Origin of the sequence: Photobacterium sp. GJ3 (genome assembly GCF_018199995.1) — a bacterium.
Lineage (GTDB): Bacteria > Pseudomonadota > Gammaproteobacteria > Enterobacterales > Vibrionaceae > Photobacterium.
Map to the genome: position 1 here is coordinate 1,632,655 of NZ_CP073579.1, position 14,991 is coordinate 1,647,645.

A 14,991-nucleotide genomic window follows, 5' to 3' on the forward strand; every position below is an offset into this window, starting at 1 on the left:
CGATGAAAAAGTTACTGATGTTTTGCTGGCTATCCAGTGTTTCACTGGGGATTCATGCCTCGGAACCGATCACCCGGGAGGACGGTTCTGAAATCACGTATTACCTGAAAAAAGGTACAGATGACGCATTGCTGATCCTGATGCAGGGCTCGGATTGCAACAGTGTGGCTCACAATGACAACATCAATCGTCTGTTTAGTCAGGTGATGGCGCAGGCAGACATTCTGACGGTTGAAAAGTATGGCATCAATGCGCAATTGCCTTGGAACCAGAACCCGGAACGTCAGGATTGCCCGGCGGCTTACCTCAGGTATGACTCCCCGGAGCAGCGGGTCCGGGATTACCTGAAAGTCCTTCAGACGATCCACGCAGCGCAAGGTTATCAGCGTATCGTGGTGCTTGGTGGCAGTGAAGGGGCTTTGGTTGCCCAGATGCTGGCTCAGGAAACGGACCTGATTTCTCATGTGATTGCGCTGAACGGCGGTGGCCGCTTTTTCCTTGATGACGTGTTGTTTAATATGAAATCTCAGATGCCCCCGAGGCTTATCCGGAAGCTGAAGCCGGGTTCCGGCAATTTGCCAGTCAGGTGATACAGAGTGATGCCATGGACCTGACGATGAGTGGACACGGCTTCCTGTGGTGGAAAACCATGTTCACGCTGGATCAGCAGCAACTGTTATCCGCGATTGATGTGCCTGTACTTCTGATGCAGGGCGCGAAGGATACGCAGGTGGATCCGGCGGCATTCTCGGCGATGACAGACACGCTCAAATTATCGAAACCCAATCTGATGGCAACAATTTACCCCGACCTGGATCATGGCTTCCGGGACCCGCAAGGGGAAAGTCAGGCCGGGCAAGTCGTTCGCGATATCCGTCACTGGCTGGAAGGGAAATAAAGATGACAGAGACAATTAAAATCAGGCCCTATACCGCACAGGATAAATCAGATTGTCTGGCCGTGTTTCAGAGCAATGCCGCGGTTTATTTTGACGCCTCGGAATACGAAGAATTCGCTGCGTTTCTGGATAGCTTTGCCTTACAGGTGCCTTATTATGTGGTGATCAAAGCCGGGCAGCTGATTGGCTGTGGCGGGGTGAGTGATGTTCAGGGTGTCAGTTATTTATGCTGGGGCATGGTACACAGGGCGCATCATGGAACAGGCGTTGGATCGTTACTCGCGCAATACCGGCTCGATTTGATTCGCGACCAGCAGTGCTCCCCGCGCGTGCAGATTGAGACTTCTCAGCATACGCAGGGTTTCTACGCCCGGTTCGGATTTGAAATCACTGAAGTGGTGCGCAATGGCTTTGGTGAAGGGATTGACCGGGTCACCATGGTGCTGGCAGAGCTCAGGAGATAAAGCATGAAGATTCCGAGCCAGTCCGGCATTCTCCCGTTGATTCAGGATGCATCTTTTTATGATTGTCACACGCAGCGTGTGCCCTATCAGGGACAGTCTGCTTTAGAAATCTTTTTCACGGTGGCACGAACGACGCCTGCCTGGGTGAATTTGCTGATGAAGATCAGAAATCAGGTGGTGGGTTTCGTGGGCCTGAAAAATTTGGGGGAACTTGGCGATATTGACCGCGATAAACCCTTGTCGGCCTATCAGATTGGAGACCGGGTCGGGATCTTTTCGATTCACGCCATGTCCCATCAGGAAGTGATTGTGGAAGATCTTGATAAACATCTGAACGTGCGTGTGTCATTTTATGTTGAGCCAGATGGCGCGCAGGCGATCCTTCATGTGACCACTGTCGTCCACGTGAAAAATAGGTTAGGTAAACTCTATATGCTTTTTGTCACCCCTATGCATCGCCTGATCGTGCCCAGTTCATTAAAGCAGTTGCCAGGTGCGATGCCGAAACCTTAAAGAGAACGTCATGGAAGTATCGATTTTAGAGAAAACAATGCAACTCGAAACCCACCCGGATATTCAGGGTGTTCTGAATGTGTTGCTGCAATTACGCCCGCAATATAATTCCGCGTCTTTGCTGGCGCAAATCACACAGCAAATGGCGCAGGGCTATCAGGTGATCTATGTGAAGTCAGCCGAACAAGTCATGGGTGTTGCCGGATTTGTTGTGACGGAAAAACTGGCTTGGGGCAAGGCAATTTATGTCGATGATCTGGTGACCGACCAGCAGCATCGCAGCAAAGGCGTCGGTGAGTGCTTGCTACAATGGCTGAAAGATTATGGCCGGGCACAGGGATGCCAGCAATTGCATCTGGACTCCGGTGTTCAGCGTTTCCCGGCGCACCGGTTTTATCTGCGTGAGGGCTTTCATATTGCCAGTCATCACTTTTCAATCACGGATTTGGAAGGAAAGGCGTGATCATTGAGAACGCGCGTCTGTCAGAGAATTCTGCTGTGACTCTGTCAACACTGCAGCGAAAGCATATTGAGGCGCTCTTTGATTTTGAGCAGGAAAACCGGGTTTGGTTTGAGCAATCTGTGCCTCCCCGCCCGGAGAGCTATCGGCAGCTTTCCACGTTTCGCACTGAGATTGAAGCGCAGCTGTTAGAGCAAGCATTGGGGCGATATTATTTTTTTGTGCTGGAAAATCAGGGCCGGATCGTTGGTCGGGTAAATTTATATGATCTGTCTGCAACCCGAGCAGAAGTCGGATATCGGGTCGGGCAGGCTGTGGCAGGTCAGGGGCTGATGTCAAAAGCCATTGCCTGTCTTGTGACGTTGGCCAGACAAGAACTGAAACTGAATCAACTCATCGCGAAAACGACCCTGAATAATTTGCCATCTATTGCGGTCCTGGAGAAATCGGGATTTGTCCAGACGAAGATCTGTCGGGATACCGTGACACTGAATGGAAAAACACAAAGGATGATTTTCTTTGAGTTACCGTTGCGTTGAGAAAAAACGGAAGCGCTTGCTTCCGTTTTGGTCAGAGGCTGAATTACAGCAGTTCCAGAATGGTTTCTGCTTTACTGACTTCAAATTCTTTTGGCACTTCAACATTCAGTTGAGTCACCACACCGTTGTCGATGATCATGGCGTAGCGCTGTGAGCGCAGGCCACCGAATGTGGCTGTATCCATTTCCAGACCCAATGCTTTGGTGAAGCTGCCGTCACCGTCGGCCAGCATCAGGATTTCAGAAGCATTTTGCGCTTCGCCCCAGGCTTGCATCACAAATGCATCGTTCACCGAGACGCAGGCAATCAGATCCACACCTTTGGCTTTCATCTGGTCGGCAAGTACCACATAACCGGGCAGGTGAGCTTCAGAACAGGTTGGCGTAAATGCACCCGGAACCGCAAACAGCACCGCTTTTTTTCCAGCGAACAGTGCTGAAACGTCATGGTGAACCATGCCATCTTGGGTTAGTTCGCTCAGGGTCGCTTCCGGCAGTTTCTGGCCTTGTTGAATCATTGTTGTTTCCTTCATGGTTGAGATTCAATTCAGTCTAGTCGGTATTGGACAGAATAAACACTGAGAAAACATAAGGGTTTCAGGTTATTATCAATCGCGATATTAATTGGTTTCAATGTTGGATACATCAAATGAAAGATGCGATGAAGGAATATCAGGCTTATCTGTTTGACCTGGATGGTACCTTGGTGAATTCCGAGCCTTTGAAAGCTCAGGCCCTCTCGATGGCTTGCAAAGATTACGGTGTGACCGTCGATCAGAACATTTACAAAGCTGTGATGGGAGAAAATTGGGAGACTGTGACCGGCTACTTCTTCCAGCATGCGGGGATTTCTCCTTCTCTTTCCGAATTTAACCTGCATTTCAGAACTTATTATGAAGCTTTGCTCTCAGACCAAGTTTCTCTGAACTCAGGTGCTTTGCGATATATCGAGTCATTAAGGGCGGCAGGTAAGCCCTGTGCCATTGTCAGTTCAGCCGCTTCCTGGATGGTCGAGCAAATTCTTGAGGATCTCGCAATCAATCATTTGTTTGATGTGGTGATTACGCAGGAAGATGTTTCTAAACATAAGCCAGATCCACAAGCCTATACGTTAGCTTTGCATCAATTAGCGCTTCCCGCTACTGCTGCGGTTGTTTTCGAGGATTCCAGCGCGGGCGTCCTTGCAGGGATTCAGAGCGGATGTGATGTGATTGCTTTCGCTCATGACTTTAATGGTCAGAATGATTTCTCGCAGGCGCTGCAAGTCATTCAGAACTATGACGATTTGATGCCGGTTCAGCTGTAAACGGATACACCATAAACCAGAAAGGAAACAATATGCTGAAAACGCACAGAACCGTTCTGGAAATTTTACCGGTAGAAGATGCCGCGTTACTGCTGGCTTATTACATCGACAATCAGGCGCACCTGGCACCTTGGGAACCTGTCCGGAATGACGATTATCTGACACTGGCGAACTGGCAAACCCAGCTCGCGGAAGCGCAATCTGCTTTTGAGGCTGGCGAAGCGTACCGTTTTGTTGCGCTGAATCATGCACGGACAGAAGTGATTGGTGTGTGTAATTTTACAGGGGTTTCCCGCGGTGCATTTCAGGCGTGTTTTTTAGGATATTCCATTGCCCGAAAATATCAGGGGCAAGGGTTGATGCAGGAAATTCTGACGGCAGGTATTCGCTATATGTTTGATGTTGTCGGGTTAAATCGGGTGATGGCAAATTATATGCCCGGGAATACCCGCAGCGGATATGTTTTGGAGAAACTCGGCTTTGAAAGAGAAGGTCATGCCAAAAGATACCTAAAGATTGCAGGTCAGTGGGAAGATCATATTCTGACGTCCAAGATCAGAGAGGATCTGAGCGGTTCGCCCGTTGGTATGAATATCGTGTGAGATTGCTGGTGCAGTCATGCAGGGATATGAAGTGAGTGTTGAGCCAGCCCGGCTGGATTTTCAGGTGATTCACGCTTTGATTCCTGATCAAGTATTCCTTAAGGGAATGTGAGGTCGCTTCGTAAAACGCAACGTTTGACTTTGATTGACGCACTTCAATGCGTTCGCATGCACATAATGAATCTGTGTGAAGCGGGATTCCGGCATGCTGTGAACGCAATGAGGGTGCTGTATTTTGATGGGTTCACGTCACTGCCGATGTCAACATAGATAGAGATCAGAAGATGTGTGCTTTCAATCTTTGGAAAACTGAGGTCTTCCGGCATGGTGTGTTCTTGGCGATGCTGCTGAGCGGCTGTAATGCGGATTATCAGCCTGTTGTGCCTGAATCGACGAATACCAACACAGTGGTCTGGCAAACCACTTACGCCTATCCGATTGTCGATACGGACCAGAGTCGTTGTTATCACTCGGAAACCGGGGCGGAAATCCGATGCGCTGGTGCCGGGTATGATGCGGATTATCAGGGAAACCAGCCAAGCTATACCACCAGCAGCGATGGCCGGACCGTACTGGACAATGTGACCGGGCTGCGCTGGACCCAAAGTACGGACGTGAATCGCAGTGGCTCGGTCGATGAGGACGACCTGTTGTCGCAGTCAGCCGCGGTTCATTATTGCCAGACGCTCAGGCTGGGGGGGTACCGCTGGCGGCTGCCAAACGTCAAAGAAGCCTATTCACTGATGTTATTCAGCGGGAAAGACGCCAGCACAGCTTTGGGCACTGAACCCACAGGATTGACGCCTTTTCTCGCGCCTGAGTTCGACAGGGCCTTTGGTGTCCGTGCCGGAGAACGATGGATGGATGCGTCCTATGCGACCGGGACGCTTTACGTGTCGACCACGATGCATGGTGACGCCACCCTGTTTGGCGTCAATTATCTTACCGGACGGATCAACGGTTATCCGGCCGCGCGGACAAAATTCTACGTGCGCTGTGTTACCGGGAATACGCTGTACGGACAGAACAGCTTTTTCGACAATGGCAATGGAACGATCACGGACCAGGCCACCGGGCTGATGTGGGAGCAAAACGATCACAGCAGCCGCGACTGGGACCACGCGATTGAAATCTGTGAATCTGCAACCACAGCAGGGCAAACGGATTGGCGCATGCCGAATGTGAAAGAGTTACAGAGTCTGGTCGACTATACCCGCTCGCCGGATACAGATGGCGACGCTGCGATTGATGTGTTGTTTCATTCAACCGCCATCCTGAATGAGGCCGGACTGCCTGACTGGGGATATTACTGGGCTTCCACCACGCATGTGGATCAGCACAATCGTGGCACGCGCGGAACCTATCTCGCGTTTGGCAGAGCCTTGAGCTTTTTGTCGCTGAATCTGCTGGATGCACACGGAGCGGGCGCGCAGCGGAGTCATCAGAAACTGGATGTGCGCCATGCCGCCGGGATTGGCGTGTTCAATCTGGGGGCGGGGCCCTTTAACTTTCTGGGGGCAAGCGGGGAGATTCTCCGGGGTAAGAATCAGGTGCGTTGTGTCCGGAACGTTGGCTGAATGGTGCCCGGTCACTCGATTTTCGGCAGGGGATGTCTGGCCTTGTTTGGTGTTGTCTGTTTTGGTGCGCAGGCGAGCTCCTGTATACTCGGTGCCTAATACTCTCTGACAATCTGAAGTACACAGCTCATGAATCATGAACAACCCAATAATCCGCTGCATGGCATGACCCTCGAAAAAATTCTGACCCGGCTGGTCGAACATTATGGCTGGACGATTCTGGCGTGCGAAATTGATATTAACTGCTTCAAAAACGACCCGTCGATCAAGTCGTCACTGAAGTTCTTAAGAAGGACGCCCTGGGCCAGAGCCAAAGTCGAAAAGCTTTACCTGTCCGCCTTCAGCGAATAAGTTTATTCGAGGCCTTCGCTTCCCGTGCGCAGACTCAAATTTTGGTTTGGGGATGAATTGAGAGCAGCTCAATCAATCGCTGATTGTCCCCCTTTACTGGCGGGCAATGATCGTGACATACACTTCGTTGATTTCAATCGTTTTTTTTGGAAGGGAGGCAATCGCCTCCCCTGTGTTTAGGCTTGTTTTGACGGCTATTGCTGCCAGGATTTCAGCAGCTCTGCGTACTGAATGGTGACACCTTTCGGCTTCTCGTTGTCGAGTTTGGCCTTGGGTGCGCCGGGCTGAGACAGCCAGTAAGCTGCATCTCTCGGTTCGTTGAGTTTCGGACCACATTCACCCTGAACATTGGCACGTTCCAGGCGTTGTAAGACCCGATCCTGTGCTGTGGCCAGACCATCCAGTGCCTGTTGCGGGGTTTTCTCGCCGTTGGCCGCTTCTGCAATGTACTGCCACCACAATTGCGCCAGTTTCGGGTAATCCGGAACATTGGTGCCGGTTGGTGTCCACTGAACACGGGCAGGGCTGCGGTAAAATTCTACCAGTCCGCCGAGTTTGGGCGCGGCTTCCGTCATGATGTCGGTATTCAGATCAGACTCCCGGATCGGGGTCAGACCCACCAGCGTTTTCTTCAGCGACACTGTTTTCGAGACCGTGAACTGCGCATACAGCCAGGCCGCCATCCGACGTTTCGGATCAGTCGACTTCATCAGTGTCCATGCCCCGGTATCCTGATAGCCCAGCTTCATGCCTTCTTCCCAGTACGGTCCTTTCGGGGACGGTGCCATCCGCCATTTTGGCGTGCCATCCGGATTCACGACGGCCAGCCCGGGTTTTGTCATATCGGCAGTAAAGGCGGTGTACCAGAAAATCTGCTGCGCGATATTGCCCTGTGCCGGCACCGGACCTGCTTCCGAGAAGGTCATGCCCTGGGCTTCTGGCGGGGCGTATTTGCGGAGCCAGTCCACGTATTTGGTGGTCGCATAAACGGCCGCTGGTCCGTTGGTTGCACCTCCCCGTTCAACGCTGGAACCGACCGGACGACAGCCATCGACCCGAATGCCCCATTCGTCGACCGGTTTCCCGTTTGGCAGCCCTTTGTCCCCGGCACCCGCCATGGAGAACCAGGCATCCGTGAATCGCCAGCCCAGAGACGGATCTTTTTTCCCGTAGTCCATATGGCCGTAAACCCGCTGGCCGTCGATTTCTTTCACATGTTCGGTGAAGAACTCGGCAATATCTTCATAAGCCGACCAGTTGACCGGCACCCCGAGATCATAGCCATACAGATCTTTGAATTGTTTTTTCAGATCGTTGCGTTCAAACCAGTCGGCACGGAACCAGTACAGGTTGGCGAATTGCTGATCCGGTAACTGATACACTTTGCCATCCGGCCCGGTGGTGAAACTCAGACCAATGAAATCGTCCAGATCCAGCGTCGGCAGGGTGACGTCTTTCCCTTCGCCCTGGATGTAATCACTGATCGGGATGACCTTCCCGTAGCGGAAATGGGTGCCGATCAAATCGGAGTCATTGATATAAGCATCATAGATACTCCGGTTCGACTGCATTTCGGTTTGCAGCTTTTCAACGACGTCCCCTTCCTGAATCAGATCGTGCGTGACTTTGATGCCTGTGATTTCCTCAAAGGCTTTTGCCAGTACTTTAGATTCATATTCATGGGTGGTGATGGTTTCTGAGACGACTTTGATCGTCATGCCGCGAAAAGGTTTCGCAGCCTCAGTAAACCAGGCCAGCTCTTTGAGCTGATCGGACTGACTGAGTGACGATTGGGCAAACTCATCTTTGACCCATTTATCTGCGGCATCACTGTATTGATCCGCCCACGCGGCCGGAGCCAGCAGCAGGGTAATGATCAGCCCCAGGGTCGTTGGTGCAGGTACAGGGTGTTTCCGGTTCATGATTGAACTCCTTCGACTTGTGTTATCCCCAACGAAGCACAATCGCCAGCCACAAGACGGATAACGTAAACGGTATCCAGATGGACAAGTCGGTCATGCCGATGAAAATCAGATGAATATAAGCACTGCTGAGCAGGCCGATAAACAGGCGATCGCCCCGTGTTGTGTGGATCGGCAGAAAGCCTTTGCGTTCTACACAGGGTTTCAGAATTTCAAATACCGTCATGGTCAGTAACAGACCCGCGATAGATATAAAAAACAGCGCACTGGGGAGTGTCCAAGCCATCCACTTCATGCGGTTCTCCTTCTCGTGTGAGGTCTAAACACGGCCCAGGGCGAAGCCTTTGGCAACATGGTTCCGGACAAACCAGATCACCAGCAATCCGGGAATAATGGTCAGAATACCGGCTGCGGCCAGCACCCCCCAGTCAATGCCGGAAGCACTGACCGTCCGGGTCATGGTGGCGACAATCGGCTTTGCGTTTACCGAGGTCAGCGTTCGGGCCAGTAAGAGTTCGACCCAACTGAACATGAAACAGAAGAACGCCGTTACCCCGATGCCGGAACGGATCATCGGCAGGAAGATCCGAACGAAGAAACGCGGAAAACTGTAACCATCAATATAGGCGGTTTCATCAATCTCTTTGGGGACACCAGACATGAAGCCCTCCAGAATCCACACGGCCAATGGTACGTTGAACAGGCAGTGCGCCAGTGCCACGGCGATATGGGTATCGAATAACCCGACCGAAGAATAAAGCTGGAAAAAGGGCAGCAGAAAAACCGCGGGTGGCGCCATCCGATTGGTCAGCAGCCAGAAAAACATGTGTTTGTCGCCGATAAAGCGATAACGGGAAAACGCATAGGCTGCAGGTAAAGCCACGAATAATGAAATCAGCGTATTCATCGACACATAGGTCAGCGAGTTCAGATAACCGCTGTACCAGGACGGATCGGTGAAGATCACCGCATAATTATCGAATGTAAAATGCTGTGGCCAGAAAGAGAGTCCGCCCAGAATCTCCTCATTGGTTTTAAACGACATCATCAACAGCCAGTAAATCGGCAGCAGGAGAAACAGAATATAGAGCAGCAGCCCGATGGTTTTGCGTGTCTGCATGGTTATTTCTCCTTATCCATGGTGGTCATGACGGTGTAGAACAGCCAGCTCACCAGTAAAATGATCAGGAAGTAAATAATGGAAAATGCCGCGGCTGGTCCCAGGTCAAACTGACCGACAGCCATTTTGGTGAGTGCCTGCGACAGAAAAGTAGTCGCGTTACCCGGCCCGCCGCCCGTGAGCACAAAAGGCTCGGTATAAATCATGAAGCTGTCCATAAAACGCAGCAGTACGCCAATCAGCAGGACATTTTTCAGCTTGGGTAACTGAATGTAGCGGAAGACCGCCCAGCTGGAAGCCCGGTCGATTTTGGCTGCCTGATAATAGACATCCGGGATGGCTCTGAGGCCGGAATAACAGAGCAGGGCAACCAGCGATGTCCAGTGCCACACATCCATGACCAGCACAGTAATCCAGGCATCCACCGGGTCGGAGGCATAGTTGTAATCCACCCCGATGTGATTGAGAAACCAGCCCAGCAGGCCGATATCGGCCCGGCCAAAAATCTGCCAGATTGTCCCGACCACATTCCAGGGGATCAGCAGCGGAATCGCCAGCACAATCAGCACCAGTGACGCTTTTATCCCTCGGGCTGGCATGGTCAGTGCAACCAGAATACCCAGCGGAATTTCAATCAGCAGCACACAGGCCGAATAGATGAACTGGCGCAGTAAGGAATCATGCAGGCGGGAATCATTGAGAATTTCCCGATACCACTCGGTGCCGACAAAATAAGCGGTATTCTGGTCGAAAATATCCTGAATGGAGTAATTGACGACGGTCATCAGCGGGACAATGGCTGAAAAGGCGACCAGCAGGAATACCGGGACAACCAGCCACCAGGCGCGGTTATTTTCAGTTTTTTGCTGCATGGGTGCCTCCCGGAGCCTGGTCATCAATCAGATATTCGTCGATATAGAGTTTCAGCCACTGGGCCGGGAAGGTCACCCAGCCTTGTGATTCGGGCACGGAAGCCCCTTCAGCCAGACGGATTTTGATCGGCGTATCGGCCAGCATGGCCGTAACAATTTTGTAAGTGCCCAGATCTTCGGTGTGGGTGATGGTCACGGGATAGCTCAGATTCCGTTCCGATTCCCAGAGCTGAATAAACTCTGGACGGATGCCCAGTTTGAGATTGGCTGATTGCGATTGGTGAAGCGCTTCCCGCTGGTGGGCAGACAGCGGGATACTCAACCCTTTGAATTTCAGACTGAGTGAGTCACTGTCCCGTTCAACCGGTAACAGGTTCATGCCGGGACTGCCGATGAAATAGCCGACGAAGGTATGGTTGGGCCGCTCAAACAGCTCACGGGGTGTGCCGAACTGAACGATCCGACCTTCGTACATCACCGCGATCTGATCTGCAAAGGTGGCAGCTTCAAGCTGATCATGGGTCACGTAAACCATGGTGATATTGAACTGTTCGTGGATCTGCTTGAGCTTGCGGCGCAATTTCCATTTCAGATGCGGGTCGATCACCGTCAGGGGTTCATCAAACAGAATGGCAGACACATCATCCCGTACCAGACCACGTCCCATTGAGACTTTCTGCTTCTCGTCGGCATTGAGGTTACGGGCCTTGCGGTCCAGAACCGGGGTCAGCTCCAGAATGTCTGCAATTTCGTGAACTTTGATGCGGATTAGCGCCTCCGGCGTTTTCATATTGCGCAGCGGGAAGGCCAGATTGTCGAAGACCGTCATGGTGTCGTAGATCACGGGGAACTGAAAAACCTGCGCGATGTTACGATCCTGCGGCGGTAGCTGATTGACCGTTTTCCCATTGAATTTGACCTGGCCTTCTGAAGGCGACAGCAGTCCGGAGATGATATTCAGCATGGTACTTTTACCGCAGCCGGATGGCCCGAGTAACGCAAAAGCGCCGCCATCCGTCCAGACATGGTTCATCCGGCGGATCGCATAGTCATCATCGCCGGTGGGCGTGGCGGTATAGCTGTGCGCCAGAGATTCGAGACGTATTTCAGCCATCAGCGTTTCTCCCAGTCGGAACGCGCAGTCTGGATTAACTGGCGCGCCTGCGAAAAGACATAGAGCTTGTGGGTGGGGACATAGATGCTGATACGGGCATCGACGGCGTATTCATGGACGCCAGATAAATGCAGCACCATGCTCATGTCGCGGTTGGAAACATGCAGAAAGGTTTCGCTGCCGCTGATTTCAGCCAGCTCGACCGTCACGGCCAGCTCCAGATCGTCGTCATGTCCGGGCACCAGCGTCAGGTGGTTGGGGCGAATCCCAAAGATGTAATCACCGGGCGCGAGGTCGCCCAGATCGTCGTTCAGGGCAAAATGAATCTGGTCGGAAAACGACACCGTGCTCTGGCTGACCCGTCCCTGAATCAGATTGATCGGCGGTTCACCAAAGAGTTCAGCACAGGTGACGCTGGCCGGATTGTGATAGACAACCGGCGTATGGCCCGACTGAATGATCTCTCCCTCATGCATCAGCACCACATTGCCACCCAGTGCCAGCGCCTCGTTGGGTTCAGTCGTCGCATACACTGCGATGGTGTTCCTTGCGGCGAACAGTTCGCGCATTTCCTGCCGTAATTCTTCGCGCAGTTTATAGTCCAGATTCACCAGAGGCTCATCGAACAAAATGATGTCTGCATCTTTGACCAATGCTCTGGCCATGGCTGTGCGTTGCTGCTGACCGCCCGACAGTTCCAGCGGATACCGTTTCAGAAAAGGTTCGATATGCAGCATTTCAGCGGTCTGGCGGACACGCGCATCGATCTCAGCCTGAGGCAGTTTGCCCAGTTTCAGCGGGGAGGCAATGTTGTCGTAAACCGTCAGATTGGGATAGTTGATAAATTGCTGATAGACCATCGACACATTGCGTTCTCGAACCGGAACGCCGGTGACTTCTTGGCCATTGAAATAGATGTGGCCCTGCGTTGGACGATCCAGCCCTGCCATTAACCGCATCAGGCTGGTTTTACCGGCCAGAGTTCTGCCCAACAGGACATTGAATGAGCCGGGCTCCAGCGTCAGGCTGGCGTTTTTGATCCAATGACTGCCGTCGACGATGCGGGTGACCTGATCCAATTTGAGCGACATGTGTTATCGGGCTCCTGAAATTAACCTGTTAACGAAGTTGCTAAACTTGTGCCACAATTATTTAACATTTGTGCCGGGTCGGTATCCTGATGATTTTCCGAATATTTATCAGCGTGCTGCCCGAATTCAGAGACCGGCATTGGGTTCTGCTGTTGTGAAATGTTCAGTGAGTCTGAACATTCAGCAACGTTCATCAGGTCCTCTACCGGTGTGTAAGCCGCTGTGCGGTGGCGATTTTTCAGGAGTCAGTTCTGGGATCAGTTCTGGGATCAGTCATGCAGGAAGATAAAGCGAGTCTCAATGGAAAAGCCGGACAGATAAGCCGGGTTGCGGATTCATGGCAACGTTGCCGGGGTTATGGGCTGGACTGCGAACAGGCACCTGTGGTGACCCGGCTCAGCTCGGAACAATGGCAGCAGCGGATGGCGCAGTCTCAGCAGATGGTCTCGGTCACACGGGATAAAGTGCTGCCCATGTACCAGCGAATGCTCCATAACAGTAACAGTCTGGTTTTACTGACGGATTCGCAGGGGTATCTGCTGGAACGATGGGGTGCTCCGCCGTTCTGTCAGCAGCTTCCGGCTGAATTACTGACCCCGGGGGCCTGCTGGCAGGAGAAAGCCGTCGGGACCAATGCCATTGGAACGGTGCTGCAAACGCAGGCGATCTCAGATGTACAGTGTGATGAACACTTCCTGGCGGTGAACCGGATGATGAGTGCCTCTGCTTCGCCGATTTTTGATGCCAACCGACGCTTGGTCGGGGTGCTGAATGTGTCCAGTGACGCGTATCTGCCGACCACCCTGGTGCACGGTATGGCCAAAGTCATGGCACAGGCCATTGAAAATCAGATGATTTCAGCCGCTTATCAGCAGCATTTCTGGCAACTGATGCTGAATACGAGTCCTGATAATCTGGACAGCCAGTGGGCAGGGTTACTGGTTTTTAATGCGCAGGGACAGATTCTGGTGTCGAACCAGCGAGCCAATGCATTACTGGGACAGTCACTTCAGGGCCTGCCGATTGAGACGGTCACCGGCCAGCCACTGGCAACGCTGCTGGCCTGGCAAGCCGCAGAAGTGATGACCGTGAAAGGGCCGGAAGCCATCCCGTTGTTTGCCCGGATCATTGCACCGCACGTCTCCGGTGAGACGGCTACTTTACCCATGGTCACAGCGCCAGGGCCCACGACGCTTCCTTCTGGCGATGCGCGTGTACTCACCGATTTAGACACCGGCGATAAACACATGGCTCGCGCTGTGGATCAGGCCTTACGTGTGGTCCACAGTGATATTCCGCTGCTGATTCAGGGGGAAACCGGCGTGGGCAAAGAAATTTTTGTCCGTGCATTTCATGCGTCATCTGCACGTCATGATGCTGAGCTGGTTGCCGTGAATTGTGCGGCAATCCCCTCCGAGCTGGTGGAAGCGGAACTCTTCGGCTATGTCAAAGGTGCGTTCACCGGTGCCAGTCCGAAAGGCAGTATCGGCCTGATTCGTCGCGCGGATCAGGGCACTTTGTTTCTGGACGAAATCGGTGACATGCCCCTTTCAACTCAGGCCAGACTGCTGCGGGTCCTGCAGGATAAATGTGTGACCCCACTGGGAAGCAGCGAGCGCTACCCGGTGGATTTTCGTCTGGTGTGTGCCACGCATCAGCCGTTACGGGAAGCCATTCAGCGCAGACAGTTCCGTGAAGATCTGTATTACCGGATGAATGGTCTCACTGTGAGCTTACCACCGCTTAAAGACCGGCAAGATTTGCCGAAAGTGGTTGAGGCGGTGCTGGCAGAACTGGCTGACAACGGACTGAAAGGGGATGTCAGCGAAGAAGTGATGCAGCTGTTTCTGTCCCACCTCTGGCCGGGGAATATCCGGCAACTGTTCAATGTGTTGCGCGTGGCCGTGGTGCTTGCCGGCGATCAACGAATCCAGCCGGAACATTTACCGGATGACTTTTTCTGGGATCTCAAAGGCATCACCAGAGAGGCAGACCTGCTCGAATCTGATCTGCTGGAAGATGACTGGCAGGTCGCTTTGCCCAAAGTGTACAAAGCGCTGGGACGTAATGTCAGCAAAACCGCCGAAGCCATGGGCGTCAGCCGGAACACCGTGTATAAACGATTGAAACAGCTTGGCTTGTGGCATGACGGGTGATGTTGTC

General features: G+C 52.6%; 18 protein-coding genes. 11 read left to right on the plus strand and 7 right to left on the minus strand.

Features of this window, described 5'->3' with window-relative positions; all coding sequences use genetic code 11:
* Nucleotides 1–2 precede the first annotated feature (2 nt).
* Genes KDD30_RS24050 through KDD30_RS24075 form a run of 6 tightly spaced genes read left to right on the plus strand, consistent with a single transcriptional unit; the run spans nt 3 to nt 2,874 of the window.
* A complete protein-coding gene (locus tag KDD30_RS24050) occupies nt 3–590 on the plus strand; it encodes a hypothetical protein (RefSeq protein ID WP_211651128.1) in 588 nt (195 codons plus the stop codon).
* 26 nt (nt 591–616) lie between these two features.
* The gene (locus KDD30_RS24055; RefSeq protein WP_211651129.1) at nt 617–898 is read left to right on the plus strand and encodes an alpha/beta hydrolase; all 282 of its coding nucleotides are present in this window, start codon (nt 617–619) and stop codon (nt 896–898) included.
* 2 nt (nt 899–900) lie between these two features.
* The gene (locus KDD30_RS24060) at nt 901–1,362 is read left to right on the plus strand and encodes a GNAT family N-acetyltransferase (protein WP_211651130.1); all 462 of its coding nucleotides are present in this window, start codon (nt 901–903) and stop codon (nt 1,360–1,362) included.
* A gap of 3 nt (nt 1,363–1,365) precedes the next feature.
* Nucleotides 1,366–1,875 (plus strand): DUF2867 domain-containing protein, encoded by a 510-nt coding sequence (locus KDD30_RS24065; RefSeq protein WP_211651131.1) that lies wholly within the window; start codon nt 1,366–1,368, stop codon nt 1,873–1,875.
* A 10-nt stretch (nt 1,876–1,885) separates the two neighbouring features.
* Nucleotides 1,886–2,338, plus strand: a complete 453-nt coding sequence (locus KDD30_RS24070) for a GNAT family N-acetyltransferase (RefSeq protein ID WP_211651132.1) — start codon at nt 1,886–1,888, stop codon at nt 2,336–2,338.
* Nucleotides 2,335–2,874 carry a GNAT family N-acetyltransferase gene (locus KDD30_RS24075; protein ID WP_211651133.1) on the plus strand — a complete coding sequence of 180 codons (540 nt, stop codon included), beginning with the start codon at nt 2,335–2,337 and terminating at the stop codon, nt 2,872–2,874. The genes KDD30_RS24070 and KDD30_RS24075 overlap by 4 nt, the downstream gene beginning before the upstream one ends.
* A 43-nt stretch (nt 2,875–2,917) precedes the next feature.
* On the opposite strand, the gene KDD30_RS24080 is transcribed toward KDD30_RS24075, so the two are convergent.
* On the minus strand, nt 2,918–3,391 hold the full coding sequence (locus KDD30_RS24080; RefSeq protein WP_211651134.1) for a peroxiredoxin: 474 nt from the start codon (nt 3,389–3,391) through the stop codon (nt 2,918–2,920).
* A gap of 131 nt (nt 3,392–3,522) precedes the next feature.
* Here KDD30_RS24080 and KDD30_RS24085 point away from each other — a divergent pair, with 131 nt between their 5' ends.
* From KDD30_RS24085 to KDD30_RS24100, 4 genes are all read left to right on the plus strand, one after another.
* A complete protein-coding gene (locus KDD30_RS24085; protein ID WP_211651135.1) occupies nt 3,523–4,179 on the plus strand; it encodes an HAD family phosphatase in 657 nt (218 codons plus the stop codon).
* 32 nt (nt 4,180–4,211) lie between these two features.
* Nucleotides 4,212–4,781, plus strand: a complete 570-nt coding sequence (gene rimJ, locus KDD30_RS24090; RefSeq protein ID WP_211651136.1) for a ribosomal protein S5-alanine N-acetyltransferase — start codon at nt 4,212–4,214, stop codon at nt 4,779–4,781.
* 284 nt (nt 4,782–5,065) lie between these two features.
* Nucleotides 5,066–6,358 carry a DUF1566 domain-containing protein gene (locus tag KDD30_RS24095; RefSeq protein ID WP_211651137.1) on the plus strand — a complete coding sequence of 431 codons (1,293 nt, stop codon included), beginning with the start codon at nt 5,066–5,068 and terminating at the stop codon, nt 6,356–6,358.
* A gap of 129 nt (nt 6,359–6,487) precedes the next feature.
* Entirely contained in the window at nt 6,488–6,709 is a 222-nt protein-coding gene (locus KDD30_RS24100) for a VF530 family DNA-binding protein (protein ID WP_211651138.1), read from the plus strand.
* A gap of 194 nt (nt 6,710–6,903) precedes the next feature.
* Here KDD30_RS24100 and KDD30_RS24105 read toward each other — a convergent pair whose 3' ends face one another.
* From KDD30_RS24105 to KDD30_RS24130, 6 genes are read right to left on the minus strand one after another with little or no spacing between them, the layout of a single operon-like run.
* The gene (locus KDD30_RS24105) at nt 6,904–8,631 is read right to left on the minus strand and encodes an ABC transporter substrate-binding protein (RefSeq protein ID WP_211651139.1); all 1,728 of its coding nucleotides are present in this window, start codon (nt 8,629–8,631) and stop codon (nt 6,904–6,906) included.
* 22 nt (nt 8,632–8,653) lie between these two features.
* On the minus strand, nt 8,654–8,926 hold the full coding sequence (locus KDD30_RS24110) for a DUF2160 domain-containing protein (RefSeq protein ID WP_211651140.1): 273 nt from the start codon (nt 8,924–8,926) through the stop codon (nt 8,654–8,656).
* 24 nt (nt 8,927–8,950) lie between these two features.
* On the minus strand, nt 8,951–9,751 hold the full coding sequence (locus KDD30_RS24115; protein ID WP_211651141.1) for a carbohydrate ABC transporter permease: 801 nt from the start codon (nt 9,749–9,751) through the stop codon (nt 8,951–8,953).
* A gap of 2 nt (nt 9,752–9,753) precedes the next feature.
* Nucleotides 9,754–10,623: a carbohydrate ABC transporter permease gene (locus KDD30_RS24120; protein WP_211651142.1), complete on the minus strand. Its 870-nt coding sequence runs from the start codon at nt 10,621–10,623 to the stop codon at nt 9,754–9,756.
* The gene (locus tag KDD30_RS24125; RefSeq protein WP_211651143.1) at nt 10,607–11,737 is read right to left on the minus strand and encodes an ABC transporter ATP-binding protein; all 1,131 of its coding nucleotides are present in this window, start codon (nt 11,735–11,737) and stop codon (nt 10,607–10,609) included. Before KDD30_RS24125 ends, KDD30_RS24120 begins: the two co-directional genes overlap by 17 nt.
* Nucleotides 11,737–12,828 carry an ABC transporter ATP-binding protein gene (locus tag KDD30_RS24130; protein WP_211651144.1) on the minus strand — a complete coding sequence of 364 codons (1,092 nt, stop codon included), beginning with the start codon at nt 12,826–12,828 and terminating at the stop codon, nt 11,737–11,739. The genes KDD30_RS24125 and KDD30_RS24130 overlap by 1 nt, the downstream gene beginning before the upstream one ends.
* A gap of 275 nt (nt 12,829–13,103) precedes the next feature.
* Between KDD30_RS24130 and KDD30_RS24135 the strand changes: the two genes are divergently transcribed.
* Nucleotides 13,104–14,984: a sigma-54-dependent Fis family transcriptional regulator gene (locus KDD30_RS24135; RefSeq protein ID WP_211651145.1), complete on the plus strand. Its 1,881-nt coding sequence runs from the start codon at nt 13,104–13,106 to the stop codon at nt 14,982–14,984.
* The last annotated feature ends 7 nt before the right edge of the window (nt 14,985–14,991 follow it).

Coding starts and splice junctions, on each gene's coding strand:
- KDD30_RS24060 (WP_211651130.1), top strand. CDS start 901: ATGACAGAGACAATTAAAATCAGGCCCTATACCGCACAGGATAAATCA.
- KDD30_RS24130 (WP_211651144.1), bottom strand. CDS start 12,828: ATGTCGCTCAAATTGGATCAGGTCACCCGCATCGTCGACGGCAGTCAT.
- KDD30_RS24100 (WP_211651138.1), top strand. CDS start 6,488: ATGAATCATGAACAACCCAATAATCCGCTGCATGGCATGACCCTCGAA.
- KDD30_RS24125 (WP_211651143.1), bottom strand. CDS start 11,737: ATGGCTGAAATACGTCTCGAATCTCTGGCGCACAGCTATACCGCCACG.
- KDD30_RS24085 (WP_211651135.1), top strand. CDS start 3,523: ATGAAAGATGCGATGAAGGAATATCAGGCTTATCTGTTTGACCTGGAT.
- KDD30_RS24070 (WP_211651132.1), top strand. CDS start 1,886: ATGGAAGTATCGATTTTAGAGAAAACAATGCAACTCGAAACCCACCCG.
- KDD30_RS24105 (WP_211651139.1), bottom strand. CDS start 8,631: ATGAACCGGAAACACCCTGTACCTGCACCAACGACCCTGGGGCTGATC.
- KDD30_RS24055 (WP_211651129.1), top strand. CDS start 617: ATGAGTGGACACGGCTTCCTGTGGTGGAAAACCATGTTCACGCTGGAT.
- KDD30_RS24050 (WP_211651128.1), top strand. CDS start 3: ATGAAAAAGTTACTGATGTTTTGCTGGCTATCCAGTGTTTCACTGGGG.
- KDD30_RS24115 (WP_211651141.1), bottom strand. CDS start 9,751: ATGCAGACACGCAAAACCATCGGGCTGCTGCTCTATATTCTGTTTCTC.
- KDD30_RS24095 (WP_211651137.1), top strand. CDS start 5,066: ATGTGTGCTTTCAATCTTTGGAAAACTGAGGTCTTCCGGCATGGTGTG.
- KDD30_RS24065 (WP_211651131.1), top strand. CDS start 1,366: ATGAAGATTCCGAGCCAGTCCGGCATTCTCCCGTTGATTCAGGATGCA.
- KDD30_RS24135 (WP_211651145.1), top strand. CDS start 13,104: ATGCAGGAAGATAAAGCGAGTCTCAATGGAAAAGCCGGACAGATAAGC.
- KDD30_RS24080 (WP_211651134.1), bottom strand. CDS start 3,391: ATGATTCAACAAGGCCAGAAACTGCCGGAAGCGACCCTGAGCGAACTA.
- KDD30_RS24120 (WP_211651142.1), bottom strand. CDS start 10,623: ATGCAGCAAAAAACTGAAAATAACCGCGCCTGGTGGCTGGTTGTCCCG.
- rimJ (WP_211651136.1), top strand. CDS start 4,212: ATGCTGAAAACGCACAGAACCGTTCTGGAAATTTTACCGGTAGAAGAT.
- KDD30_RS24110 (WP_211651140.1), bottom strand. CDS start 8,926: ATGAAGTGGATGGCTTGGACACTCCCCAGTGCGCTGTTTTTTATATCT.